At 69.3% G+C, this 20034-nt stretch carries 19 protein-coding genes, 1 tRNA gene and 2 pseudogenes; 12 read left to right on the top strand and 10 right to left on the bottom strand.

The features are described 5' to 3' along the window. Positions 1 to 127 precede the first annotated feature (127 nt). A tRNA-Thr gene (locus AC1UKG_RS15900) sits at positions 128 to 204 on the top strand. A 255-nt stretch (positions 205 to 459) separates the two neighbouring features. Here AC1UKG_RS15900 and AC1UKG_RS15895 read toward each other — a convergent pair. Beyond that, positions 460 to 1929 (bottom strand): RCC1 domain-containing protein, encoded by a 1470-nt coding sequence (locus AC1UKG_RS15895; RefSeq protein ID WP_482642479.1) that lies wholly within the window; start codon positions 1927 to 1929, stop codon positions 460 to 462. 393 nt (positions 1930 to 2322) lie between these two features. Between AC1UKG_RS15895 and AC1UKG_RS15890 the strand changes: the two are divergent. Next, a pseudogene (locus AC1UKG_RS15890) lies at positions 2323 to 2862 on the top strand (DUF6596 domain-containing protein); the annotation flags it as partial. A 59-nt stretch (positions 2863 to 2921) separates the two neighbouring features. On the opposite strand, the gene AC1UKG_RS15885 reads toward AC1UKG_RS15890, so the two are convergent. Next, positions 2922 to 3914: a calcium/sodium antiporter gene (locus AC1UKG_RS15885; RefSeq protein WP_018743695.1), complete on the bottom strand. Its 993-nt coding sequence runs from the start codon at positions 3912 to 3914 to the stop codon at positions 2922 to 2924. Between the two features lie 205 nt (positions 3915 to 4119). Here AC1UKG_RS15885 and AC1UKG_RS15880 point away from each other — a divergent pair. Both AC1UKG_RS15880 and AC1UKG_RS15875 read left to right on the top strand, forming a co-directional pair. Next, positions 4120 to 4389: pseudogene (locus AC1UKG_RS15880) on the top strand (HAD family hydrolase); the annotation flags it as partial. Between the two features lie 38 nt (positions 4390 to 4427). Continuing rightward, a complete protein-coding gene (locus AC1UKG_RS15875; RefSeq protein ID WP_018815273.1) occupies positions 4428 to 4991 on the top strand; it encodes a GNAT family N-acetyltransferase in 564 nt (187 codons plus the stop codon). A gap of 80 nt (positions 4992 to 5071) precedes the next feature. Here AC1UKG_RS15875 and AC1UKG_RS15870 read toward each other — a convergent pair whose 3' ends face one another. The 4 genes from AC1UKG_RS15870 to AC1UKG_RS15855 form a co-directional block, all read right to left on the bottom strand. Next, complete coding sequence (locus tag AC1UKG_RS15870; RefSeq protein ID WP_482642480.1) at positions 5072 to 5518, bottom strand: GNAT family N-acetyltransferase; 447 nt, start codon at positions 5516 to 5518, stop codon at positions 5072 to 5074. Positions 5519 to 6035: 517 nt separating this feature from the next. Then, positions 6036 to 7352, bottom strand: coding sequence for an MFS transporter (locus AC1UKG_RS15865; protein WP_029124175.1), 1317 nt, complete (start codon positions 7350 to 7352; stop codon positions 6036 to 6038). 126 nt (positions 7353 to 7478) lie between these two features. Next, positions 7479 to 8135: an MOSC domain-containing protein gene (locus AC1UKG_RS15860; RefSeq protein ID WP_018815271.1), complete on the bottom strand. Its 657-nt coding sequence runs from the start codon at positions 8133 to 8135 to the stop codon at positions 7479 to 7481. Positions 8136 to 8188: 53 nt separating this feature from the next. Further along, positions 8189 to 8596 (bottom strand): nitroreductase family deazaflavin-dependent oxidoreductase, encoded by a 408-nt coding sequence (locus tag AC1UKG_RS15855; protein ID WP_018743700.1) that lies wholly within the window; start codon positions 8594 to 8596, stop codon positions 8189 to 8191. A gap of 85 nt (positions 8597 to 8681) precedes the next feature. Between AC1UKG_RS15855 and AC1UKG_RS15850 the strand changes: the two genes are divergently transcribed. Both AC1UKG_RS15850 and AC1UKG_RS15845 read left to right on the top strand, forming a co-directional pair. Then, on the top strand, positions 8682 to 9689 hold the full coding sequence (locus AC1UKG_RS15850; protein ID WP_026325268.1) for an ADP-ribosylglycohydrolase family protein: 1008 nt from the start codon (positions 8682 to 8684) through the stop codon (positions 9687 to 9689). A gap of 219 nt (positions 9690 to 9908) precedes the next feature. Next, a complete protein-coding gene (locus AC1UKG_RS15845; protein ID WP_018743702.1) occupies positions 9909 to 10166 on the top strand; it encodes a DUF5999 family protein in 258 nt (85 codons plus the stop codon). Positions 10167 to 10201: 35 nt separating this feature from the next. On the opposite strand, the gene AC1UKG_RS15840 is transcribed toward AC1UKG_RS15845, so the two are convergent. Further along, positions 10202 to 10741: a GNAT family N-acetyltransferase gene (locus AC1UKG_RS15840; protein ID WP_018815268.1), complete on the bottom strand. Its 540-nt coding sequence runs from the start codon at positions 10739 to 10741 to the stop codon at positions 10202 to 10204. Positions 10742 to 11114: 373 nt separating this feature from the next. Here AC1UKG_RS15840 and AC1UKG_RS15835 point away from each other — a divergent pair, with 373 nt between their 5' ends. The 5 genes from AC1UKG_RS15835 (at position 11115) to AC1UKG_RS15815 (ending at position 15610) form a co-directional block, all read left to right on the top strand. Then, positions 11115 to 11714, top strand: a complete 600-nt coding sequence (locus AC1UKG_RS15835; protein WP_018743705.1) for a biotin transporter BioY — start codon at positions 11115 to 11117, stop codon at positions 11712 to 11714. A 185-nt stretch (positions 11715 to 11899) separates the two neighbouring features. Next, a complete protein-coding gene (locus AC1UKG_RS15830; protein WP_026271709.1) occupies positions 11900 to 12202 on the top strand; it encodes a FeoA family protein in 303 nt (100 codons plus the stop codon). Then, a complete protein-coding gene (feoB, locus tag AC1UKG_RS15825; protein ID WP_482642470.1) occupies positions 12199 to 14142 on the top strand; it encodes a ferrous iron transporter B in 1944 nt (647 codons plus the stop codon). Before AC1UKG_RS15830 ends, feoB begins: the two co-directional genes overlap by 4 nt. A 5-nt stretch (positions 14143 to 14147) precedes the next feature. Beyond that, entirely contained in the window at positions 14148 to 14684 is a 537-nt protein-coding gene (locus AC1UKG_RS15820; protein ID WP_029124182.1) for a NifU family protein, read from the top strand. 521 nt (positions 14685 to 15205) lie between these two features. Continuing rightward, on the top strand, positions 15206 to 15610 hold the full coding sequence (locus tag AC1UKG_RS15815) for a M23 family metallopeptidase (protein ID WP_482643205.1): 405 nt from the start codon (positions 15206 to 15208) through the stop codon (positions 15608 to 15610). A gap of 31 nt (positions 15611 to 15641) precedes the next feature. On the opposite strand, the gene AC1UKG_RS15810 is transcribed toward AC1UKG_RS15815, so the two are convergent. From AC1UKG_RS15810 to AC1UKG_RS15800, 3 genes are all read right to left on the bottom strand, one after another. Then, entirely contained in the window at positions 15642 to 16316 is a 675-nt protein-coding gene (locus tag AC1UKG_RS15810; protein WP_026325271.1) for a class F sortase, read from the bottom strand. Continuing rightward, on the bottom strand, positions 16313 to 17143 hold the full coding sequence (locus tag AC1UKG_RS15805) for a DUF4397 domain-containing protein (protein ID WP_018815264.1): 831 nt from the start codon (positions 17141 to 17143) through the stop codon (positions 16313 to 16315). Before AC1UKG_RS15805 ends, AC1UKG_RS15810 begins: the two co-directional genes overlap by 4 nt. A gap of 387 nt (positions 17144 to 17530) precedes the next feature. Next, complete coding sequence (locus AC1UKG_RS15800; RefSeq protein WP_482642472.1) at positions 17531 to 18376, bottom strand: hypothetical protein; 846 nt, start codon at positions 18374 to 18376, stop codon at positions 17531 to 17533. Positions 18377 to 18623: 247 nt separating this feature from the next. Between AC1UKG_RS15800 and AC1UKG_RS15795 the strand changes: the two genes are divergently transcribed. Continuing rightward, positions 18624 to 20027 (top strand): DEAD/DEAH box helicase, encoded by a 1404-nt coding sequence (locus AC1UKG_RS15795; RefSeq protein ID WP_018743713.1) that lies wholly within the window; start codon positions 18624 to 18626, stop codon positions 20025 to 20027. The last annotated feature ends 7 nt before the right edge of the window (positions 20028 to 20034 follow it).

Genomic DNA, 20034 nt, shown 5'->3' with positions numbered 1-20034 from the left:
CGGTCAGGCAGGCAGTGCCGGGCAGGAAACGCCACCGATCGCTGGGGGCTGCCGACGTTGGTCGTGCTGACCGGGCCTGCCGCGCGGGGAAACTGGACGTCAGTCGCTATGCTGGCGTCGGCAACACGCCCCTGTAGCTCAGCTGGACAGAGCACTCGCCTTGTAAGCGAGATGTCGCCGGTTCGATCCCGGCCGGGGGCTCCACCTGGCTCCACCGGCGAGTTCACGATCGTGACCTGCACCGCCGACGACTTCTGACCTGCCCCAGGTAACGACGCCCCGCCCGGCCGTGAGGCCAACGGCGGGGCGTCGCCATTCGGATGCGGGTGTCGCAGGTGCCACGCGGCCCGGCCCTCCGACCGTCCGACCGCTGGGGCCGCCACCCCGGGTGAATGGCCTCGATCGGCTCCGGTAGGTCGGGCGGGAGGGTGGTGAGGGTGGGCTGGTGGCACCTTGTTTCTACGTGGTCCGGTGTGGTGGGCGTCGGCGTGCGGCGTAGCTGAGGATGACGCCGGCCAGGATGGAGAGGGCGGCGGCGCCGGTGGTGGTGGTCAGGTTGGGGCCGGTGATGGGTAGGTCGGGCTCGTCGGGTGGTGGGGCGATGGTGATGGTGGTGGGTGGGGATTGGCTGTCGGGGCAGGTGTTGGTGCTGGTGTAGTGGGCGGTGAGGGTGTGGGTGCCGGGTGGGAGGGTGGTGGTGTGGGTGGCGGTGGTGGTGGTGAGGGGTGTGGTGGTGAGGGTGGTGGTGTTGGTGCGGAAGGTGATGGTTCCGGTGGGGGTGTCGACGTTGCAGGTGACGGTGGCGGTGAGGGTGGTGTCCTGATCTGCTGCCGGGTTGGCGGGGGTGACCTGCAGGGTGGTGGTGGATGTCGGTGGTGCGGTCAGGGCCAGGCTGTGGGCATCGCCGGCGGCGATGGCCGTGATGATGGTTGCCGGCGGTAGGTCGACGGTGACGGGTGTGTTGCGGTTGGTGGTGGTTCCGTCGCCTAGCTGCCCTTCGGAGTTGTCGCCCCAGGAGAGGACGGTGCCGGTAGGAGTCAGCGCCAGGCTGTGTTCGTCGCCGGCGGCGATGGCCGTGATGGTGACGCCGGCGGGCAGGGTGACGGTGACGGGTGTGCTGCGGCTGGTGGTGGTCCCGTCACCCAGCTGCCCCCCGAAGTTGGCGCCCCAGGCGAGGATGGTGTCGGCGGAGGTCAACGCCAGGCTGTGGTCGCCGTGGGCGGCGACAGCACTGATGGCGATTCCCGGCGGCAGGTCGACGGTGACGGGTGTGCTTCTGTCGGTGGTGGTTCCGTCGCCCAACTCGCCGTCGTTGTTTTCGCCCCAGGCGAGGAGGGTGTCTGTGGAGGTCAGCGCCAGGCTGTGGTCGTCGCCGGCGGCGATGGCCGTGATGGTGATTCCCGGCGGCAGGGTGACGGTGACGGGTGTGCTGCGGTTGGTGGTGGTTCCGTCCCCCAGCTGACCCTGGGAGTTGTCGCCCCAGGCGAGGACAGTGCCGGTGGAGGTCAGCGCCAGACTGTGGTCGTCGCCGGCGGCGATGGCCGTGATGGTGATTCCCGGCGGCAGGTCGACGGTGACGGGTGTGTTGCGGTTGGTGGTGGTTCCGTCGCCCAGCTGACCGTCGAAGTTGTCGCCCCAGGCGAGGACGGTGCCGGTGGAGGTCAGCGCCACGCTGTGGTCGCCGGTGGCGGCGATGGCCGTGACCTCGGTGCCCGGGGACAGGGTGGCGTTGACGGGTGTGTTGCGGTTGGTGGTGGTTCCGTCGCCCAACTCGCCGTCATTGTTTTCCCCCCAACCCAGGAGGGTGTCCGACGCGGTGCCAGACGGTGCGGGCGTGTTCCGTGCGGCCGCCGGCCACACGCCGGCGACTGCCTGCGTGGCTGTCACCGCCAACACCAGAAAGAACAAGCCGACGATGGCCCGACCCACCCGACCCACCCGACCCACCCGGCCCGCTCCGGCGCTCCGGCCTGGCCCCTGGCAGCTTCTCCGCATCACTCCGACCTCCACGTCGGCAAACATCGCCAATAGGACAGCCGCCAGTGTCAACCAGCTATCCCGTATAGATGCGGAGAAACGCCCTTAACGGGACATCCAGTTATGCCGCCGGTTGACAACCGACAGGAAACGATGGGCGATGGGGACCGGTGGCAACGTCCCCGACTGCCCGGGCTGAAATACGTAGCGGCGCGCGGTAGAAATCAGGGCGGGCCGTTCGTCGCAGGGGTCAGCCACCCGGCGCGGGTGGCTGACGAGGCGAAGAAGGTAGGCGGATGAAGTACCTGATGCTGGTGTGTGTCAACGGGCCGGCCGAGGAGGGAGCTCATGCTGCTGCACGACGCCCGCCGCCCGTCCCGGGTTGACCAGCACGGCGACCTGGTCACCCTGGCCGACCAGGACCGTGCGGCCTGGGACCACACCCAGATCGCCGAGGCAGTCGCCCTGCTCGAGCAGGCACTGGCGCGGCGCCGCCCCGGTGCCTACCAGGTGCAGGCGGCGATCGCCGCGGTCCACGCCGAGGCACCCGTGGCGGCGGCGACCGACTGGCCGCAGATCGTCGGCCTGTACGCGCAACTTGCCCGTCTGGCACCCAGCCCGGTCGTCGAGCTCAACCGGGCGGTGGCGGTGGCGATGGCCGACGGACCCGGAGCTGGACTGGCATTGGTGGATCGCCTGGCCGCCACCGGAGAGCTCAATGACTACTACCTGCTGCCGGCGACCCGGGCCGACCTGCTGCGCCGGCTGGGGCGACCCGCTGAGGCAGCCGCGGCCTACCATCGCGCGCTTAAGCTGTGCGGGACCGACGCCGAGCACCGGTACCTACGCCGACGCCTGCGCGAGGTGTCGGCACCCACCTCGTAGGAGTCCGTCCAACGCCGGCTGGGTGGCCGGCGCTCTTCGGTGCGTGGCGGTCTTGCCGGTTACGTGGACAACAGCAGCGGTATCGTCAGCACATACGCCGCGAGCAGCACCGAGCCTTCCGGGCGGGTGAGTGAATAGCTCCGGCGGAGCAGTATCCACGCCGCCACCGCGGCCAGGCCCATCACCAGGACGAGCGCGACATTGGTGCCGGGGACACCGCTCGGGGCGGCCAGGGCGATCACGGCGCCGCCGACGAGGCTGTTGAACAGGTTGGAGCCGAACAGGTTGCCCACGAGCAGGTCTGACTCACCCTGTCGCTGGGCTTGAATCGTGGTGACCAGCTCCGGCAGTGAGGTGCCCACCGCGACCAGGGTCATCCCGATGACCAACTGGGGGACCCCCAGGTCGGTGGCGATGGCGGCGGCGTTGACGACCAGCAGCTGCGCCCCGGCCAGGACCCCGACGAGGCCGAGTACGGTGCGGACCGGCTCCCACCGGGCCAGCCGTTGCCGCTGTGTCGGCTCGGCTCGACCAGCCGGCGCCACCACGGTGATGTTCTCGTTCTCCACGTGCTCCACCACGTCGCGGGCCAGCGGGGTCGCTTCACCCTCGCCCGCCCACCGGATCAGCAGCCACAGCGCGCCAGCGGCGGCGACCAGCAGCACCGCACCGGTCATGACCGTCAGTCCGGTCCAGGCCAGGAGTCCGAAGAGCAGCACGGCGCCGACCGCGAGCCGTGCCTCGCGGTAGATCACCGTCGACTTAACGGTGACCTTGGCGACCAGTGCGGCGACGCCGAGGACCATGGTCAGGTTGAGAATGTTGGAGCCCGCGATGTTGCCCAGGGCGATACTCGTGTCCCCTCGGGCCGCAGCCACTCCGGAGACCAGCAGCTCCGGTGCCGAGGTGCCGAGACCGATCACCACGACGCCGACGACGACGGGCCTGATCCGTAGCCGGTGGGCGAGCCGGGAGGCACCGAGCACAAGGTGGTCGGCGGCCACGGTGAGCAGCAGCAGACCGGCGACGGCGAGGAGAATTCGGAAGATCATGACGGGCTCATGTGCGGCGTTGTCCTCGCTATCCCGTTGACCGGCGCCGGGCGTACCGGAGCCCAACCTACTGCCTGATCGCCTCGTGTGGGGTGGGGGCGGGTACGGCGGCGACGCGACCCACTCCGGCCGGCCGCGGAGCGGGCTGACCTCCACCCTGTGATCAAGGCGGTGTTGTGGGAGGGTGACGACACCCTTTCGACACCGGCTTGCCCGGGCGAGGTCGGATCCCTCGGCGTTCCTGGCCGGCTGCGAAGCACCTGGGTTGCCGCCGGAGGCGGTCGCCTACGCGGGCGACCAGTTGGACCCGGACGCGGCGGCGGCTCGGGACGCGGGTCTTGTCGGAATCTGGCTTGATCGTGCATGATCAACAGTCACGGCGACGTCGAGGTCGACCGTGCCGGTGCCGGTCGGTGTGCACCAGATCCCGAATCTCGCCGATCTTCCCCGGCTGCTCGCCGCGCTGGGTGAATGAGGCCACGGGTTGTCCCGTCTACGATTGGAGCCCTCGCGATGCCGTTCGAACTCCAGCCCGTCCTGACCAGCGAGCTGTTGACGGTAAGGCCCCTCCGGCCAGCGGATTTCGATGAGCTGTTCGCTGTCGCCGCTGACCCGCTGCTGTGGGAACAGCATCCGCAGTCGGACCGGTGCCGCGAGGAGGTTTTTCGCGCCTTCTTCCGGGATGCGCTCGCCTCCGGCGGCGCGTTTGCGGTGGTCGACACCAGGGAGTCTCGCCTGATCGGTTCGTCTCGGTATCACGGCTACGACGCGGATCGTCGCGAGGTCGAAATCGGCTGGACCTTCCTTGCGCGTTCCCACTGGGGTGGGGTTTACAACACGACACTCAAGCAGCTCATGCTGGATCATGCTTTCCAGTTCGTCGATACCGTTGTCTTTCTTGTCGGTATTGAAAACTTCCGTTCTCGGCGGGCGGTGGAGAAGCTCGGTGGGGTCCTGACCGGGCCGGGCGAGGATCGGGGTGGGACGCCCCACGTCTGCTACCGGATCGAGGGTGCCAACTGGTCCGGCGGGCGTGCGGGTGCCGCCGTCTCGGGCGGCGTCGGCGGTCTCGGGTGACGGTGGCAGGGTTCGGTCTTGATGTCATTCGAGACGAGCCGTCGTGACTATGCCGGCCGGTAGGCGATTACGTCATCCGCTCATCGCGTCCGCTTCAGGTAGTGGCGCACGGGGTGGCCGGTGGTGAATCCCGCAGCTTCGTACAGGGCCTGCGCCGACGTGTTGTCTTCTGCCGTCGCGAGTTTGACCCCGATCACGCCGGCGGCCTCCGCATCCGAGATGACCCGGTTGACCAGGGTGCGCCCTACCCCTGAGCCGCGAGCCTGGGGCGCGACGAAGAGGTCGTTGAGGATCCATACGGATGCCAAGGAGGCGGACGAGAAGGTCGGGTACACCTGAACGAATCCGATCGGGCCCTCCTCGCCCCGCGCAAGGTAGAGGATTGACTCCTGGCGCGCCTGTCGCGCGCGCAGGAACTCCGCTGCCGCTGGGCGGGTGTTCGGCCGCTGGTAGAAGTCGAGGTAGCCGAGGAACAGCTCGACAACGTCGTTGACGTTGGCCTCGTCCAGCCGGTTGATCGTCACCATGGGACCCGTCTTCGCCGTAGTCATGTTTCCCCCTGTCGTTGACCTACCCGGCCCGACCAGTATGGCCGTGCTGGAAATGGAGCTACTGTGTCGCGGTCTCGGACTTTGCCGGCGCTGCTTGTGGTCGGTGCCCTTGCTCTATCCGGTTGCACAGCCGGATCCAATGCCCGTTCGGGTCTCGCCGCAACCCCGACCGTGGACTCCACCGCACCCCCGAACGCAGGCTCCGCCGCAAGCCCGCTCTCAGTGCCCCCGTCTGTCGCCGACACAGTGCGACTACCCTTCGCCACGCCAGGACGAACCACGCTCCTGGCTGCTGGGCCCCAGTCTGGCGCGGCGGTAGCCGGGCGCGTCGCCGCCGGTCCGGGCGCACTGTGGATCAGTCTCGAGTGCCAGGGCGACGACCCGCTCGTGCTCACGGTGGGCTCAGCCTCCACGTTCACTGTGCTGTGTGGCCCGGCCGTGCACCGTGGGCTCAACAAGATTGATACCGCCATGCACGCGCAGCAGCAGCCGGTCACGGTGGAGACGTCGGCGGAGGTGAGCTGGGCCCTCCGGATTGAGCAGTGACGACTCCGGCCGGAGGGTTGGTTCGCCGTGGCGTCCTGGGGTGTGGGTGCGGTGGCGGCCCTTCGGCCCGGCGGAGCAGCCACCAGGCGACAGCGGCCACCCCAAGCAGGCCCGTGCCGGCGATGAGGAACACGCCTGCCGGCGAGGTCGCCTCGAGTAGCGGGCCGCTGATCAGGTAGGCCGCGGTCTCCGCGAGGAAGACTGGGCCGTAGATCGCGCCGAAGACCCGGCCCAGCTTGTCGCTGTCCACGTTCTGGCCGATGGCGGTGTCGGTGGCGATGTTCTCCAGGCCGTTGCCGGCACCGGCGATCGTGTAGAGCAGCACGATCAGGATCAGCTGGCCGGCGACGCCCACGGCGATGAGGCCCAGGGCCGAGCAGCCCAGGCCGATGAGGAGCAGCCGCGGGCCGGACGGCTGCCAGCGGGTCAGCGCGAGCAGCAACGGCACGAGCACCATCGCCAGTCCGTAACCCCCGGTCGCCACCCCGACCCAGGTGTCGGTGCCGCCGTGGTCGTCCCTGATCAGGAAGACCAGTCCCACGCTGTCCCAAGCCGCGAAGAAGACACCGAGAAAGAGGGAGAGCGCCACCGCCCGGGCAACGGCGTGCCCGGCAACGTAACGCAGGCCGGTCGTGAGGTCTGCGACGAACCGTGTGGTCCGCCGGGAAGCACCGCGATGGCTGCCGACCGGCGGCAGAGAGAACAGCACCAGGGCGGAGAGCAGGTAGGAGGCCGCGTCCAGGGCGAAGGCGGCTCGCGCTCCGGCAGCCTGGATGAGTACCGCACCGACGACCGGCCCGACAGCCAGCGCCACATTGTGCGATAGCCCGAGCAGCGAGTTGGCCCGCACCAGGCTGGACCGTTCCACCAGCCGTGGCACGCAGCTCTTGCCCGCTGGCAGGAAGCAGGTGGTCAGCGTGCTGGTGAGCAGGATCAGGGCGAGGAGCACCGGAAAGGGCGGCAGGGTCACCGCGATCAGGCCGACTGTCCCGAACCGAATCAGGTCAGCAGCGATCATGATGCGGCGGGGGTCCCACCGGTCGGCCAGGGTGCCGGTCACCGGGCCGAGCCCTTGGGGTAGTGCCTTCGCCGCGAGCGCCAACCCAAGCTCGGTTGGGGTTGCCCCGATTTCGTAGAGGTAGAGCACCACGGCGGTGGCGGTGATGACGTCACCGAGGTAGGAGGTGGTGCGGGCGAGCCATAGCGTCCGGAAGCCACGGTGGTCAATGAGCAGTGACAGCCCACCACCCCGCAGCCTCGTCACGTGAACGACTCTTCTATTTGGAGGAATAATGACCGGCCGCTGAACTTACCAGGGGGTCAGTGTCGGTGACAGACCTTGGGTTGGGCCGGGTGCCGCTGCACCTCGCCGACGATTTGGCGCTTCACCTCAGCTGGGCGCTCGTTCCCGTAGCGTTTGCCGGAGATCGTCGGGGAGGCCCTCGACCTCCGCCAGCGCGGGTAGCAACTCCGGCTCGGTCAGGTAGGCGTGGAAAGCCGCCGCGATTGTTACGCCGTGGGTCGGCCGGTGGAGCACCGAAACCGGATCTCCGGCTCGCACCTCGCCCGGCGTGACGACCCGAAGGTAGGCGCCAGGGCGATTTTCCCGGGTGAACCGCTTCACCCACTGCGGCTCCGCCATCTTGGCCTGGAAAGTTGCACACGGAATGCGGCCGAAGGTCGGTTGAAGTTCGAGGTGGTCGCCGATGCGCCAGGTCTCGCCGATCACCGCACCGTTGACGTCAACGCCGGCCGTGGTCAGGTTCTCGCCGAAGATCCCACCCGGTAGCGTCCGACCAAGGTGGGCTTCCCACCAGTCGTAGTCCTCCCGGGCGTACGCGTACACGGCTTGGTCGTCGCCGCCGTGGTGCTCGATGTCGAAGATCTGGTCGCCGACCAGGCCGCTGTGTAGGCCGGTGGTCCTCGGCCCGGGGGCTCGGACCGTCACGGGTCCGTCAACGGGCTGCTTGTTGATGCCGGTGATCCCGACTCGCCTCACGGTGCTGCGTTCTGGGACCGCCAGGTTGACCGAGAGGATGCTGCCCATGGGCAGCAACCTATCGATTCGTCTGACGTGGAGCAAAAGCGTTCGGGCGCGGTTTACGAGGCGGCTTCCAGTACGACGACGGGGATTACCCGGTCGGTCTTGGCTTCGTACTCCGCGAAGCCTGGATAGGCCTCCTTCTGCGCGCTCCAGATGCGCTCCCGTTCGTCCCCCGCGGCGACTCTGGCCACCAGGTCGAACGTGTCCGTGCCGATCTCTGCCCTGACCTGCGGATGGGCCCGTAGGTTGTGGTACCAGTCGGGGTGGCTGGGGGCGCCCGCCTTGGAGGCGAACACGGCGTAGCCACGGTCCAACTTCTGGTACATCATCGGGTTCAGACGAGGCTGCCCACTTTTGGCGCCCACGGTGTGCAACAGCAGGAGTGGCGCGCCAGCGAACTGGCCGCCGACCCGTCCGTCGTTCTCGCGAAACTCTTTTATGATCTTGGCGTTCCAGTCGTCCATGATCTCTCCTCGCTCGTGTGCCGGCCCCATTATCGTCAACCTGGTACCCCCGCAGTGCCATCCGTTGGGCTACCATCCCCCCGATATGCGAGAGCCGAATACGTCGAATGCGGCGTCCGGGTGTCTGTTCGGGTTGGCCTACGGCGACGCGTTGGGCGGACCGACCGAGTTCATGACGGTCTCCGACATCCGGGCCCGCTATGGGCCCGGCGGCCCGCGTGAGCTGGCGGGCGACCCCGCCCCGGTCACGGACGACACCCAACTGACCCTGGCGGTCGGGACGGCGCTGTTGAGTGCGCCCACGCCGACGGCCGAGGTGTTGGAACCGCTGTTGCGGGAGCGGTTCGTGCGGTGGGCGGCCAGCCCCGACAACAACCGCGCGCCGGGAGTGACCTGCCTGCGTGCCTGCGGGAACCTCGCCCTCGGCCAGCCATGGATCCACGCCACGATGATTGGCTCGAAGGGCTGTGGCGCGAACATGCGGGTAGCGCCAGTCGGGCTCGTCGCCGGCTACGACCTGGACACCCTCGCCGGGGTGGCGCAGCTGCAGGCCGCGATGACCCATGGGCACCCCACCGCGCTCGCGGCCAGTGAGCTGACCGCGTACGCCGTGCGGCTGCTGCGCGACGGCGTGGAGCTGCCATCCCTGCCCACGCTGCTGCGAGTCCGCGCCCACGAACAGCGGACCATCTACCGCGACGAGTGGCTGGGTGTGCTGTGGCAGCAAGCCGGCGCCGCGAGCCCCGCCGACTACCTCGCCCGTGGCTGGGACGAGTGCCGGCACGTACTCGATCGGCTCGAGCTCGCGCTAGCCTCGGCCGACGACGGCGCGGACGCCTGCCGGGTCACCGGCGCCGGTTGGATTGCTGAGGAGGCCCTGGCCACCGCACTGTTCTGCGCGATCCGGCATGTCGACGACCCGGTGTCCGCCCTTGCCCGCGCCGCCACCACCTCCGGCGACTCCGACTCCATCGCCTGTCTGACCGGCGCGTTCCTCGGTGCTGCCCTCGGTGTGGCCGCGTGGCCGGAGCCCTGGCGCGATCAGATCGAGTACGCGGGCGAACTCGCCACGATGGGCGAAGCCTGGGACTGATCCCTTCAGTTCGTGATCGGGCTCATTTCCCCTACCTCACGTACCCTATTTTTTATGATCTATCAATATGTACGTCAGCATTCTGCCTTGCGTGTATCAGCCCGGGGGTGGGCCGCCTCATCTGTTCAGCGATGACGTAGCGAACTGGTAGGAGGCGGCCGCTGCCGTCCGTTCCGAGTGCCAGCGCGGCTCAGTCGCCCCGTTGAGAGGAGAACCGGCATGCACACCGTCGACCTCGCCCTCCAAGCCCGACCCAACGCCAACACCCCGTGCAACCACCAGCCGACGTGTCCCACCGCGAGTGCGGTCGACCACGAGGCGGCCCGCATCATCGCGTCCCATCCGGAGCAGGGCTGGAGTCTGCGCTGTAACGGCGTGATCGTGTTCGACGACACCGGCGAGTTGATGCCCGACAACAGCCCGGTCGCCCCGCACCGTGGCCCGGCTCCGCACGGGGAAAACTGCAGTCGAGAGTGACCCGACGCCGCTGATCCGCCGTCAGCAAGGCCGGGTCAGCCGGTCGGAACCCAGAACCGAAGCTTCTCGCTGCGTTGGTCGGCGAAGATCCCGCCGTTGCGCTCGATCACCTTCCGGGAGGCGACGTTGTCCACGTCGCACGTCACCAGGGCGGACGTGATGTCCAGGTGGTGCGCCACGGGCAGCGCGGTGGTCAGCATCGCGGTCGCGTGGCCCCGCCGCCGTGCGGTTGGTCGTACGTCATAGCCGATGTGCCCGCCGAAGTCCCGCAGGTGCGGGGTCAGGCGATGCCGGATCGCGAGGCGGCCGAGATAGGCGTCGTCCTGGATCCACCACAACGTGGTTGACGGCACGTGCCCGTCCGGGCGCGGGGAGTCCTCGAGACATTGCTTTCGTAGCCAATCGACGTACGCCGCGAACCCGGCGGGAGTCGACCAGTGGCGCGAGAATGTGCGCAGCTCGGACCCGATCATGCTGCCGTCTTCCGTGCTGCCGCGTCCCTCGGCGCGGAACTCGGCCATGGCGGCAATGAACGATTGATGTACCCGTACGGTGGGCCGGCTCAGCTCTGGCATGGCGATATCAGTATCGAATCGGCCGCTTCGGCGCACCCGGTATATCGGTCGTGGTGTGGGGGTGGGTGTTGAGCAGGCCGGACGGCCCGGGTCGACGGTGTTTTCGTGGCCTACCGTCCCGTGCGTGAGTGATCAACCCCACCGCGCCGTATGACTGGTGGGGGAGTGCGTCGCTGACCTGACCGGAATCCGGGGCGCCGCCGCGGTCGGCTTACTGGTCGACCCCGTCACCGTCGGTCGGAGCCGGACTACGTGTGTGCTCCGATGTGGGCTCGCGCCCGTGGGCGGACGCCCGGGCCGGCAGCAGTGCTGGGAAGATCGACATGATCTGTAGGGGCGCCACCGACGTCGGTGGCGACAACAGGAGGATGAGATGGCAGACGGTTTGGTGATGGCCTCCGGCCCCCGTATCGGCGTGCTGGCCGACGCGTGGGGTGGTTCCGTGGCGCGGGAGGTCGCCCTGGTTGTCGGTGGTGCCGCTGTCGTCGGTGCCGCCGCGCAGGTGTCGGTGACGATTCCCGGTTCTCCGGTTCCCGTCACCGGGCAGACCTTCGCGGTCCTCCTGGCCGGGACGGCGCTTGGGCCGGCCCGTGGGGTGGCGAGCATGCTGTTCTACGTGGTGGCGGGAGTGTTGGGGGTGCCGTGGTTTGCCGACGGTGCGCACGGCTGGCCGGCTGCGACCATGGGCTACCTGCTGGGCTTCGTGTTGGCCGCGGCGGTTGTCGGCCGGTTGGCCGCCGTCGGCGCGGACCGGCGGCCAGGGCGGATGTTCGGGCTGATGGTGCTCGGGAACGTCGTGATCTATGGGGTCGGTGTTCCCTGGCTGATGGTTGCCACCGGAGTGGACGTGCCGACCGCGCTCCTCCTGGGCCTCGTTCCGTTCCTGGCGGGCGACCTGCTCAAGGCCCTGCTCGCCGCTGGTCTGCTGCCGGGCTCGTGGCGCCTGGTGCGTCGGCTGTCCGGCAGTGCGTGAGTGAGCTCGTGTACCGGGTGGCGTTCCGCTGCCCTCGTGCGTGGCCCGGATCTGCGGCGGGGAGTCTCTGCCCGGTGCGCTGGTCCGTGATTGTCCCGAGAACAGGGGTCGAAGGGCACATCCCCAGGGAGTTTTTCTGAGGTTAGCCTTACCTAATCTACAGGCAGGGCTGGCTGGGGGCGTGCATGACGAGCAGGACGCGCGAACTGGGGACCGACGGGCGGCCCCGGTCGGAGGGCCGGTGCGGCGAAAGGACGCTGGCCGACCTGACGCCGAGCGCCACGGCGCAGGTGGTGAGCGTCTCGGTGCCCGATTCACCGGCTGTCGCGCGGCGCCTGGCCGACCTCGGCTTCACGCCCGGCACGGAGGTCCGAATGCTGCGCCGGGCACCGCTGCGCGACCCGATGATCTACCTGGTCAAAGACTACGAGATCTGCCTACGTCGGGCGCAGGCATCGTGCGTGAACGTGGTCGAGGTGGACCGGTGAGCAGCGCCTGCCACGAGCGCCGTCAGCCTGCGGCCCCGATGACCCAGCTGCCGCAGGTGGCCCTGGTCGGTGCCCCCAACGCGGGTAAGACGAGCGTGTTCAACGCCCTCACCGGTTTGCACGCCAAAACCGGAAACTATCCCGGAGTGACCGTGTCCCGCTTCGCCGGGACCTGCCGGGTTGGCGGCCGTAGGTTCGCCGTCGAAGATCTCCCCGGTTCGTACGGGCTGGACCCGGTCAGTCTGGACGAGCAGGTTCTGGTCGACGTCCTGGACGGCAACGGCATGCGGGCACCGGACGCGTTGCTGATCGTGGTTGACGCGACGACCCTGCGGCGCTCGTTGGGTTTCGTCGCGCAGGTGCTGGCCCGAGGTCTTCCCAGCTGCGTGGTGCTGACCTTCACCGACGAGTTGCTCCGCCGCCAGGGCAGGGTGGATGTCGACGCGCTGAGCCAGGCCCTCGGAGTGCCGGTGGTCGCGGTGGTCGGCCACCGGCGCCACGGCATCGCTGAGCTGCGGGAACAGCTACTCGACTGGAGAGACTGGCCGACGCCGGTGATACCACCACCGGTGGACCCGGGTGAGCGGGACGCCTGGGCGGAGTCCGTCCTGTCGTACGCCGGGTACCGGGCGGCCCAACCACCTGGCCGCACCCGACGGCTCGACGCGGTGCTGCTGCACCCGATCTTGGGCACCGTGGTCTTCTTCACCGTGATGGTGCTGTTCTTCCAGACGGTCTTCACCCTGGCCGCTCCGCTCCAGGAAGGGGTCGAGGCGTTCTTCGGCGTACTGTCGGGCTGGGTGTCGGTGCACGTCACCAATCCGTGGCTGTCGGGCCTGCTCGGGGACGCCCTGATCGGCGGCGTCGGCGGCGTCCTGGTCTTCCTGCCCCAGATCATGCTGCTGTTTCTGCTGATCTCCCTCCTCGAGGGGGTCGGCTACATGTCCCGCGCGGCGTTCCTGATGGACCGTGTGATGGGCCGAGCTGGGCTGGAGGGACGCGCCTTCGTGGCGCTACTGTCCTCGTTCGCCTGCGCGATCCCCGGCATCATGGCCACCCGCACCCTGCCCTCGGCCAGGGACCGGATCGCCACGATGATGGCGGCGCCACTGATGACCTGCGCCGCGCGGCTTCCCGTCTACGTGGTCCTGATCGGGCTGCTGGTCGACCCCGCCGCCACGTTCGGCCCGTTCGGTCTGCAGGGTCTGGTCATGTTTGGGCTGTACCTGCTCGGGGCGGTCTCGGCGATGCTGGCCGCGTGGGCGTTCAAGAAGTTCGGTGACCGTCGCGGCCAGCCGACGCCGTTCTATCTCGAGATGCCGCCGTACCGCCTGCCCTCGCCCCGGGCGGTCCTACTGGCGGTGTGGGGTGCGGCGAGTTCGTTCCTCCGCAAGTGCTCGACCATCATTGTGGCCACCACGATGGTGCTGTGGCTGCTGCTGAACCTGCCGCTGCACTCGACCGAGCGGATGCAGGCGGCGGGCGTCGACACCGCTGATTCGGCAGCGGTCTCGGCCTACGTCGTCGACCACAGCTACGCCGCCGGGATCGGCCGGCTGGTGGCGCCGGTCTTCGAGCCCCTGGGGTTCGACTGGCGGATCAATGTCGGCGTGCTGTCCGCCCAGTCGGCCCGGGAGACGTTCGTGGCCACCCTCGGCCAGGTCGCGGCGGCCGAAGATCCCGAAGACCCGGGCGACGCGCTCCGTGGGATGACCTACTCGGACGGCCCGCGCGCCGGGCAACCGATCTTCACCGCACCGACGATCGCCGCGCTGCTGGTGTACTTCGCCTTCGCCCTGCAGTGTATGGCGACCGTCGGGGTCATCCGGCGGGAGACCGGCACCTGGCGGTGGCCGCTGGTGGCCTTCGGCTACCTCACCGTGACGGCCTGGCTGATGGCCTACCTCGCCCGGACCGTCACCGCCCTCTTCGTGGGGTGACTTCGATGGTTCCCCTGCACCCGCAGCGCTGCGCCGTCGAACCGGATCTGCTGCGCTGGGTCATCCCCGCCGACCTGTTCGACTCGGTCGGCGTTGTCGCCGCGGCCCCGCCACCGCTGGCCGGGTTGCTCGCCGACGGGATCCTCGCCGAGCTCCGGCTGGAACCCGCCGCCGTGGTCACCCGCCTTGGTCCGCGGCACAGCTGGGGAGACCAGGGGGCACGGGTACGCGGCGCGCTGCACGCCGCGCTCGGGCAGACCGGCGGCTGGCACGTCGTACCCGATTCTGGTGCGCGGGTGGGGGACGCGGCACTGCGTACGCTGGCCCAGCAGCTCCTCGATGGGCCGGTTGGGCAGTTCGCCGCCGCGCACGGCGGCCGGATCGACCTGGTGGACGCGCGGGACGACGTGGTCACCGTCCGGCTCGCCGGTGCCTGCAACGGCTGCCCGGCCGCCCGCAGCACCCTGCACGGCCAGCTGGAACGTCGCCTCCGTCAGCGCTATCCGGCGCTGCGCGCGGTCGTCGACCACCCGGCCCGGTGAACTCGGTCCGTCCTCGGCGACGGCTCGGCTTCTACCACTACGGCAGGCGATGTGGTGGCACCGCTCGGCTATCCTCCGCCCCATGGCCGACCGTACACATCGGAGCAAGGCGTGAGTTTGTGGAGCTTCCTATGGAAGCACAGGGTCGTGTTCTTCGGGGTCAGCCTGGTCACCTTGTTGGTCAATCATCGTGGTCTCGGTCCCCTGTGGTGGTCGGGGATAGCGCTTGGGGCTGTTGTTCTGTTGGCTGGCTGGTCCGTGCGGCGCCAACAGCGCCCGCCGCAGGGGCAGGTTCCGGTTCTGGTTGACGTTCCCGTCGCGGGCCGGTGGCTGGCCTTGAACGCCCGGGCACGAAGGTGCCGAGCCACCAGACTCACCGCTTCGCCCAGACATACGCCATCGATCTGACTTGTCACCCCGCTGACGCTCCCGCCTTCCGGTGGCTTTGGCCGCTCGGCCGACGCCCCGGCCAGTACCCGGCTTTCGGCAGCCCGATCCTCGCGCCCGGAGCTGGTGTGGTGGTGGCGACCGTTGACGGCCAGCGCGATCACCTCTCCCGTACGTCGCTGCCGGGCTTGGTTTACCTGTTAGTGGTGGAAGGCGTCGTGCGTAGCCTGGGCCAGCCTCGGCACCTGCTGGGCAATCACCTCATCCTCGACCTTGGTGAGGGCGTCTATGCGGCCTTTGCGCACCTGCGGCGTGGATCAATTCGAGTTACCGCCGGTGACCAGGTCATGGCTGGTCAGCAGCTGGCTGACTGCGGCAATTCCGGTGATTCATCCGAACCGCACCTGCACTTCCAACTCATGAGCGGTCCGGATCCGCAGCTCGCGCACGGCCTACCCTTCGAGTGGTGCTATCGCGACGATGACGGGGTCGAGCATCGCGGAGTGCCCAAGAACGGTGCCTACTTCCAGCCGAAGTAGCGCGCATTCCCGGTGGGCGCCCGTGCCCGGATCAGGGCGTCGCTGCCGCTCCTACCGGCACCGCGGTGACCACGAGGTTGTCGCGGTATCGGCGAGTGTCGGCGTCGAAGGGCCCGCCGCAGGTGATGAGGGTCAGGCGTTGGCCGCCATCGCGGGCGAAGTAGCGGTCCAGCGGAATTCTTGTCTTCTGGTGCTTCTCCCGGGCGATCACTCGGTAGGCGCGTTCCTGACCGTCGCTGCCGGTCACGGTCATTCTGTCGCCCTGCGCCAACTCCCGGAGCCGGAAGAACGCGCCTTCGCCCTGAGTGGAGCTGTCCACGTGACCAGCTATCACCACGGAGCCCGCCGGTGCCGCCAGCCCAGGGCCGTAGCGGTACCAGCCGACCTGGTCCACGCTGGGCGGTACCTCGAACTCACCGGTCTGTGGGTTGATGCCGACAGCGTTCACCGTGGCGGTCACCCCGATTGCCGGGATCCGCAGGCCGACCGGCGGAACAACCTCGGCGCCGGCCGGCAGTTCACCCTTGCGCACCGGCACCGGCGATCGGCTTCCTGCTGCGGAGGGGGCGGTGTTGGCGAGGGCGGTCACCGCGTCTGCGCCGACATCCGCCGCGGGCCGAGCGGCAACGGCGACCACAGCGGCGACGGTGAGGGCGGCGGCGCCGGCGGCGATCGCCGCCAGCGCCCCGCGGTTGCGCACTGTCACCGGTTGCTCCTCCGGGCGGTGGCGACCCGAGCTCCCCCACCGACCAGCAGGAGGGCGCCGGCACCGGCCAGGAGGTACCACCAGGTGTTCGCCCTGGTGGCAGCCTGGCCGCCGTCGCCGCTGGGCACCCCGGCCGGGGTGGAGTGCAGGCCGGTGATGGTCTGTGCCACGACCTCAAGGGTGCCCGCATCGGCCGAGCCGAACGCGTAGACGATCGTCGCGGTACCCTCGCTCAATTCCAGGTCGGCGGGGCCGATCGTGACGGTCTCCGTGCCGGCGAGCACCGCATCCGCCTTGATCGTTCCGGCTTCCATATCGACCTTGGCCTCGTTCGAGTTGGTCAGGTTGGTGAAGACTGGGGCGCCGCCGGCCCGTACGTCCATCGCCGGAGCGGCAGCGATGTGCCGGGCGATCAGCCGGGACTTGCCGGCCTCCACCTTCGAGGTGTCGTTGACGAACGAGGTGATCTTCGGCTGGCCGCTCGCGTCCAGGTGGGCGGCCATGCTGATGTTGGTGCCGCCCAGCACCTCTGCGTCGTCAACCGTGAGGATCGCGTTGGCCACCGGCTCGCCCGGCTCGGTCAGCGCGATGTCGTACACGCCCGCCGCCAGGCTCAGCGGGCCCGCCACCTCGCCCGGCGCAAAGGTGTCCAGCGTCTTCGCCCCATTGAGGTAGACGTCGACCGGGGTGCCCGGGATGCCATGGATCGCAGAGACCTCGGCTGTGGCCGCGTAAGCCGGGGTCGCGGTGAGCGTAGCGACTCCAGCGAACGTCAGCGTGGCGAGCACGCCACCTGTGGCCACCCGGCGGGAGTACGAGAGCTGCATGCCTGCCTCCTGGTGATTAGTCCTGATTGGTCAGGCTAGCTGGTAAAGAGCGTTACGCTCGCTCCACACAAGCGGGATGCGGCCGAAAAAAGCTTTGTCTTTCGGCGTCGCCGCATTCACGCGGGCCTCAGCCGATGAGCCACCCTGGCGAATCCGTCGCGGGCCGGAAGGTGTAGGCGGCCGGCGTGGCGACGGTGCGGGCGGCGGCGCCGGCGGCGACCAGGGGAAATTCACCTGCATGTGGTGAATCTTCCCGATGTGTCGGGTTACTACGAGGTGTGGCTGATCGACCCCGGACCATGGAAAAGTTCTCGGTTGGGGTGCCTGCGTCGCCGGTTGCCCTGTTGGCCCCGCCGCGCTGGTTGTCGACGGCGAACTGGGCTGCGATTAACTGTGTCGTTGCCAGACGGACCGCAGTGAGTCCCAGTTGCCACCGAGGCTGTCGCAGAGTACGTCCACGAAGACAGCAGTATCGGTGCCGTCCGGGTTCCACCAGATGCCGCAGAGCGCCGGGATTTCGCCGGTCGGGGTGGTGTATTCGACGTACATGCCCGGAGTGCCGGTGACGCCACCCCGTTTGTCGCCGGGCTCCTCCGCGTCGGGGCGGTCGCTCGCCGAACTGCGGGCGATCCGCTGCCGGAAGCTCAGGTCGGCAGCTCGCCCCTCGGCCGACTGGTACGCGACGAAGTGGAGATACATGCCGCCGTCCCGGCACAGCACGTGGGCGCGCTCGCCGGGGCCGAGGGCCGGGCCGCCGTCATCGGTGTTTGCGGCGCAGCTACTCATGTCGGCGAGCCATGGCTCCGCCAACGGGATCAGGTCATCGGGGAACGTCGCGCGGTTGGCGGCGAGGATGGGTTCTTCGGCTGGCTCTTCGGGCAGTGCCTCAGCCGGAGCCGGTTCTTCGGCGGGTGCGTCCGACTGCGGGGCGGCGACTGGGGTGCTGTCAGGGGCAGTGGCTCGGCCGAGGACGAACGCGCCGACCCCGGCCACCAACGCACCAGCGAGCACCCCGACGATCACACCGAGCAGCAGCTTCCCCCGCTGTGGGGGCGGAGATGGCACGATCCGGCGTTGCGGTGCGGAGGCGGCGAAGTCACCGGAGAGCGGCGGTGCGGCGAAACCACCCGAGACCGGCTGTGTGCTCAGACCGTACTGGTCGTGGCCGCCGGAGCCCCTCGCATGCTCGTCGTCGGGCCAGTATCCCCGTCCGGAGGCCGCTCGATCAGTCACGTGCGGCACGTTATCAGCGTCTATCGAACCCCGCAGGCCCGCTCAGTAAGCTATTCACCTCGCTGGAAGTGTGCGGATGGTGCTGACGGCAGGACCACGGTGGGCAACGCGCGCCGGAAACGGCTTCGGTTAGACTTGGCGCGCGGCCCTTCCAGCAGGACGACCGGGTTCGATGCCCAGTTCCCACGCCGCGACCGAAACGGTCAGCGCCGGGCGGGACGGCCCCCCTTCAACCTTCGGAGCCTCCATGGCGGCAAGCCGCCCGCGCCAGAACACCTCGCCTGACTCCCCGGACACCTTGTCCGACTCGCTGACCTTCACCGACCTCGGCGTCCCTGACCTGCTCAACCGCCAACTGGCCGCGGCCGGGGTGGAACGGCCGTTCCCGATCCAGGCCGCGACCCTGCCGGACGCGCTCGCCGGGCGGGACGTGCTCGGCCGGGGTCGTACCGGTTCGGGTAAGACCTATGCCTTCGTGCTGGCGGTGCTGACCCGCCTGGCCGCGACCGCGACGCCCCGTCGGGCCAAGCGGCCCCGGGCGTTGATCCTCGCGCCGACTCGCGAGTTGGCCACGCAGATTGACCGCGTGATGGCGCCCCTGGCCCAGGCGCTGTCGCTTCGCACGATGGCCATTTTCGGCGGCGTCGCCGCCCGGCCCCAGATCGCCGGTCTCAAAGCCGGGGTCGACGTCCTGGTGGCCTGCCCGGGGCGGCTGACCGACCACGTCGAAGCCGGACACGCGCACCTGGACGCCGTCGAGATCACCGTCCTCGACGAGGCCGATCACATGGCCGACCTCGGCTTCCTGCCCGGCGTACGGCGGCTGATGGAGCGCACCCCGCGCGGCGGGCAGCGGCTGTTGTTCTCCGCGACCCTGGACTCCGGCGTCGACGTCCTGGTGCGGCGGTTCCTCACCACACCGGTCGTGCACAGCGTCGACTCCACGCTGTCGCCGGTCGCCGCGATGACCCACCACGTGCTGCACGTTCAGGCCGAGGACCGGTTCGCCGTACTGGTCGACTTGACTGCCACGTCACACCGCACCGTGGTGTTCACCCGTACCAAACGGGGTGCGAAGACCCTGGCTCGGCGGCTGGCCGCAGCTGGGGTCAGCGCGGTCGAGCTGCATGGCAACCTGGCCCAGGGCGCCCGCACCCGGAATCTGCGGGCATTCGCCACCGGGGAGGCGCACACGCTGGTCGCCACCGACATCGCCGCCCGGGGCATCCACATCGACGACGTGGCGCTGGTCGTACACGCCGACCCGCCGGTGGAGCACAAGGCGTACCTGCACCGCTCGGGTCGTACCGCTCGGGCTGGTGCGGACGGGACCGTCGTGACCCTGATGACCGACGCGCAGGTGACCGAGGTGCGGGCCTTGACGCGCAAGGCCGGCATCACCGCGACCACGAGCCGACTACGCCCGGGGGACGCGTTGCTCCGCGAAATCGCCCCGGGCGAACGGCGGTTAGTCCCCCAGCCCGTGCCGTCCGCTGATGGCCCACGGCCGGAGGCGCGGCCCGCTCACAGTGGCCGGAGGCAGCGGGGCGGCAAATCGGCGTCGACCTCGACGCGGTCCGCATCGACCCGGTCCGGGGCGGCGGCCTTCTCCAGCCGGTCCCGTCCGGGTACTCGCCGCAGCGGACGCTAACCGCTGT

It is taken from the genome of Salinispora sp. CH2A1_6, assembly GCF_056820975.1.
Note: the sequence above shows the minus strand (reverse complement) of the source record. Positions and strands in the feature narration are given on the sequence as shown.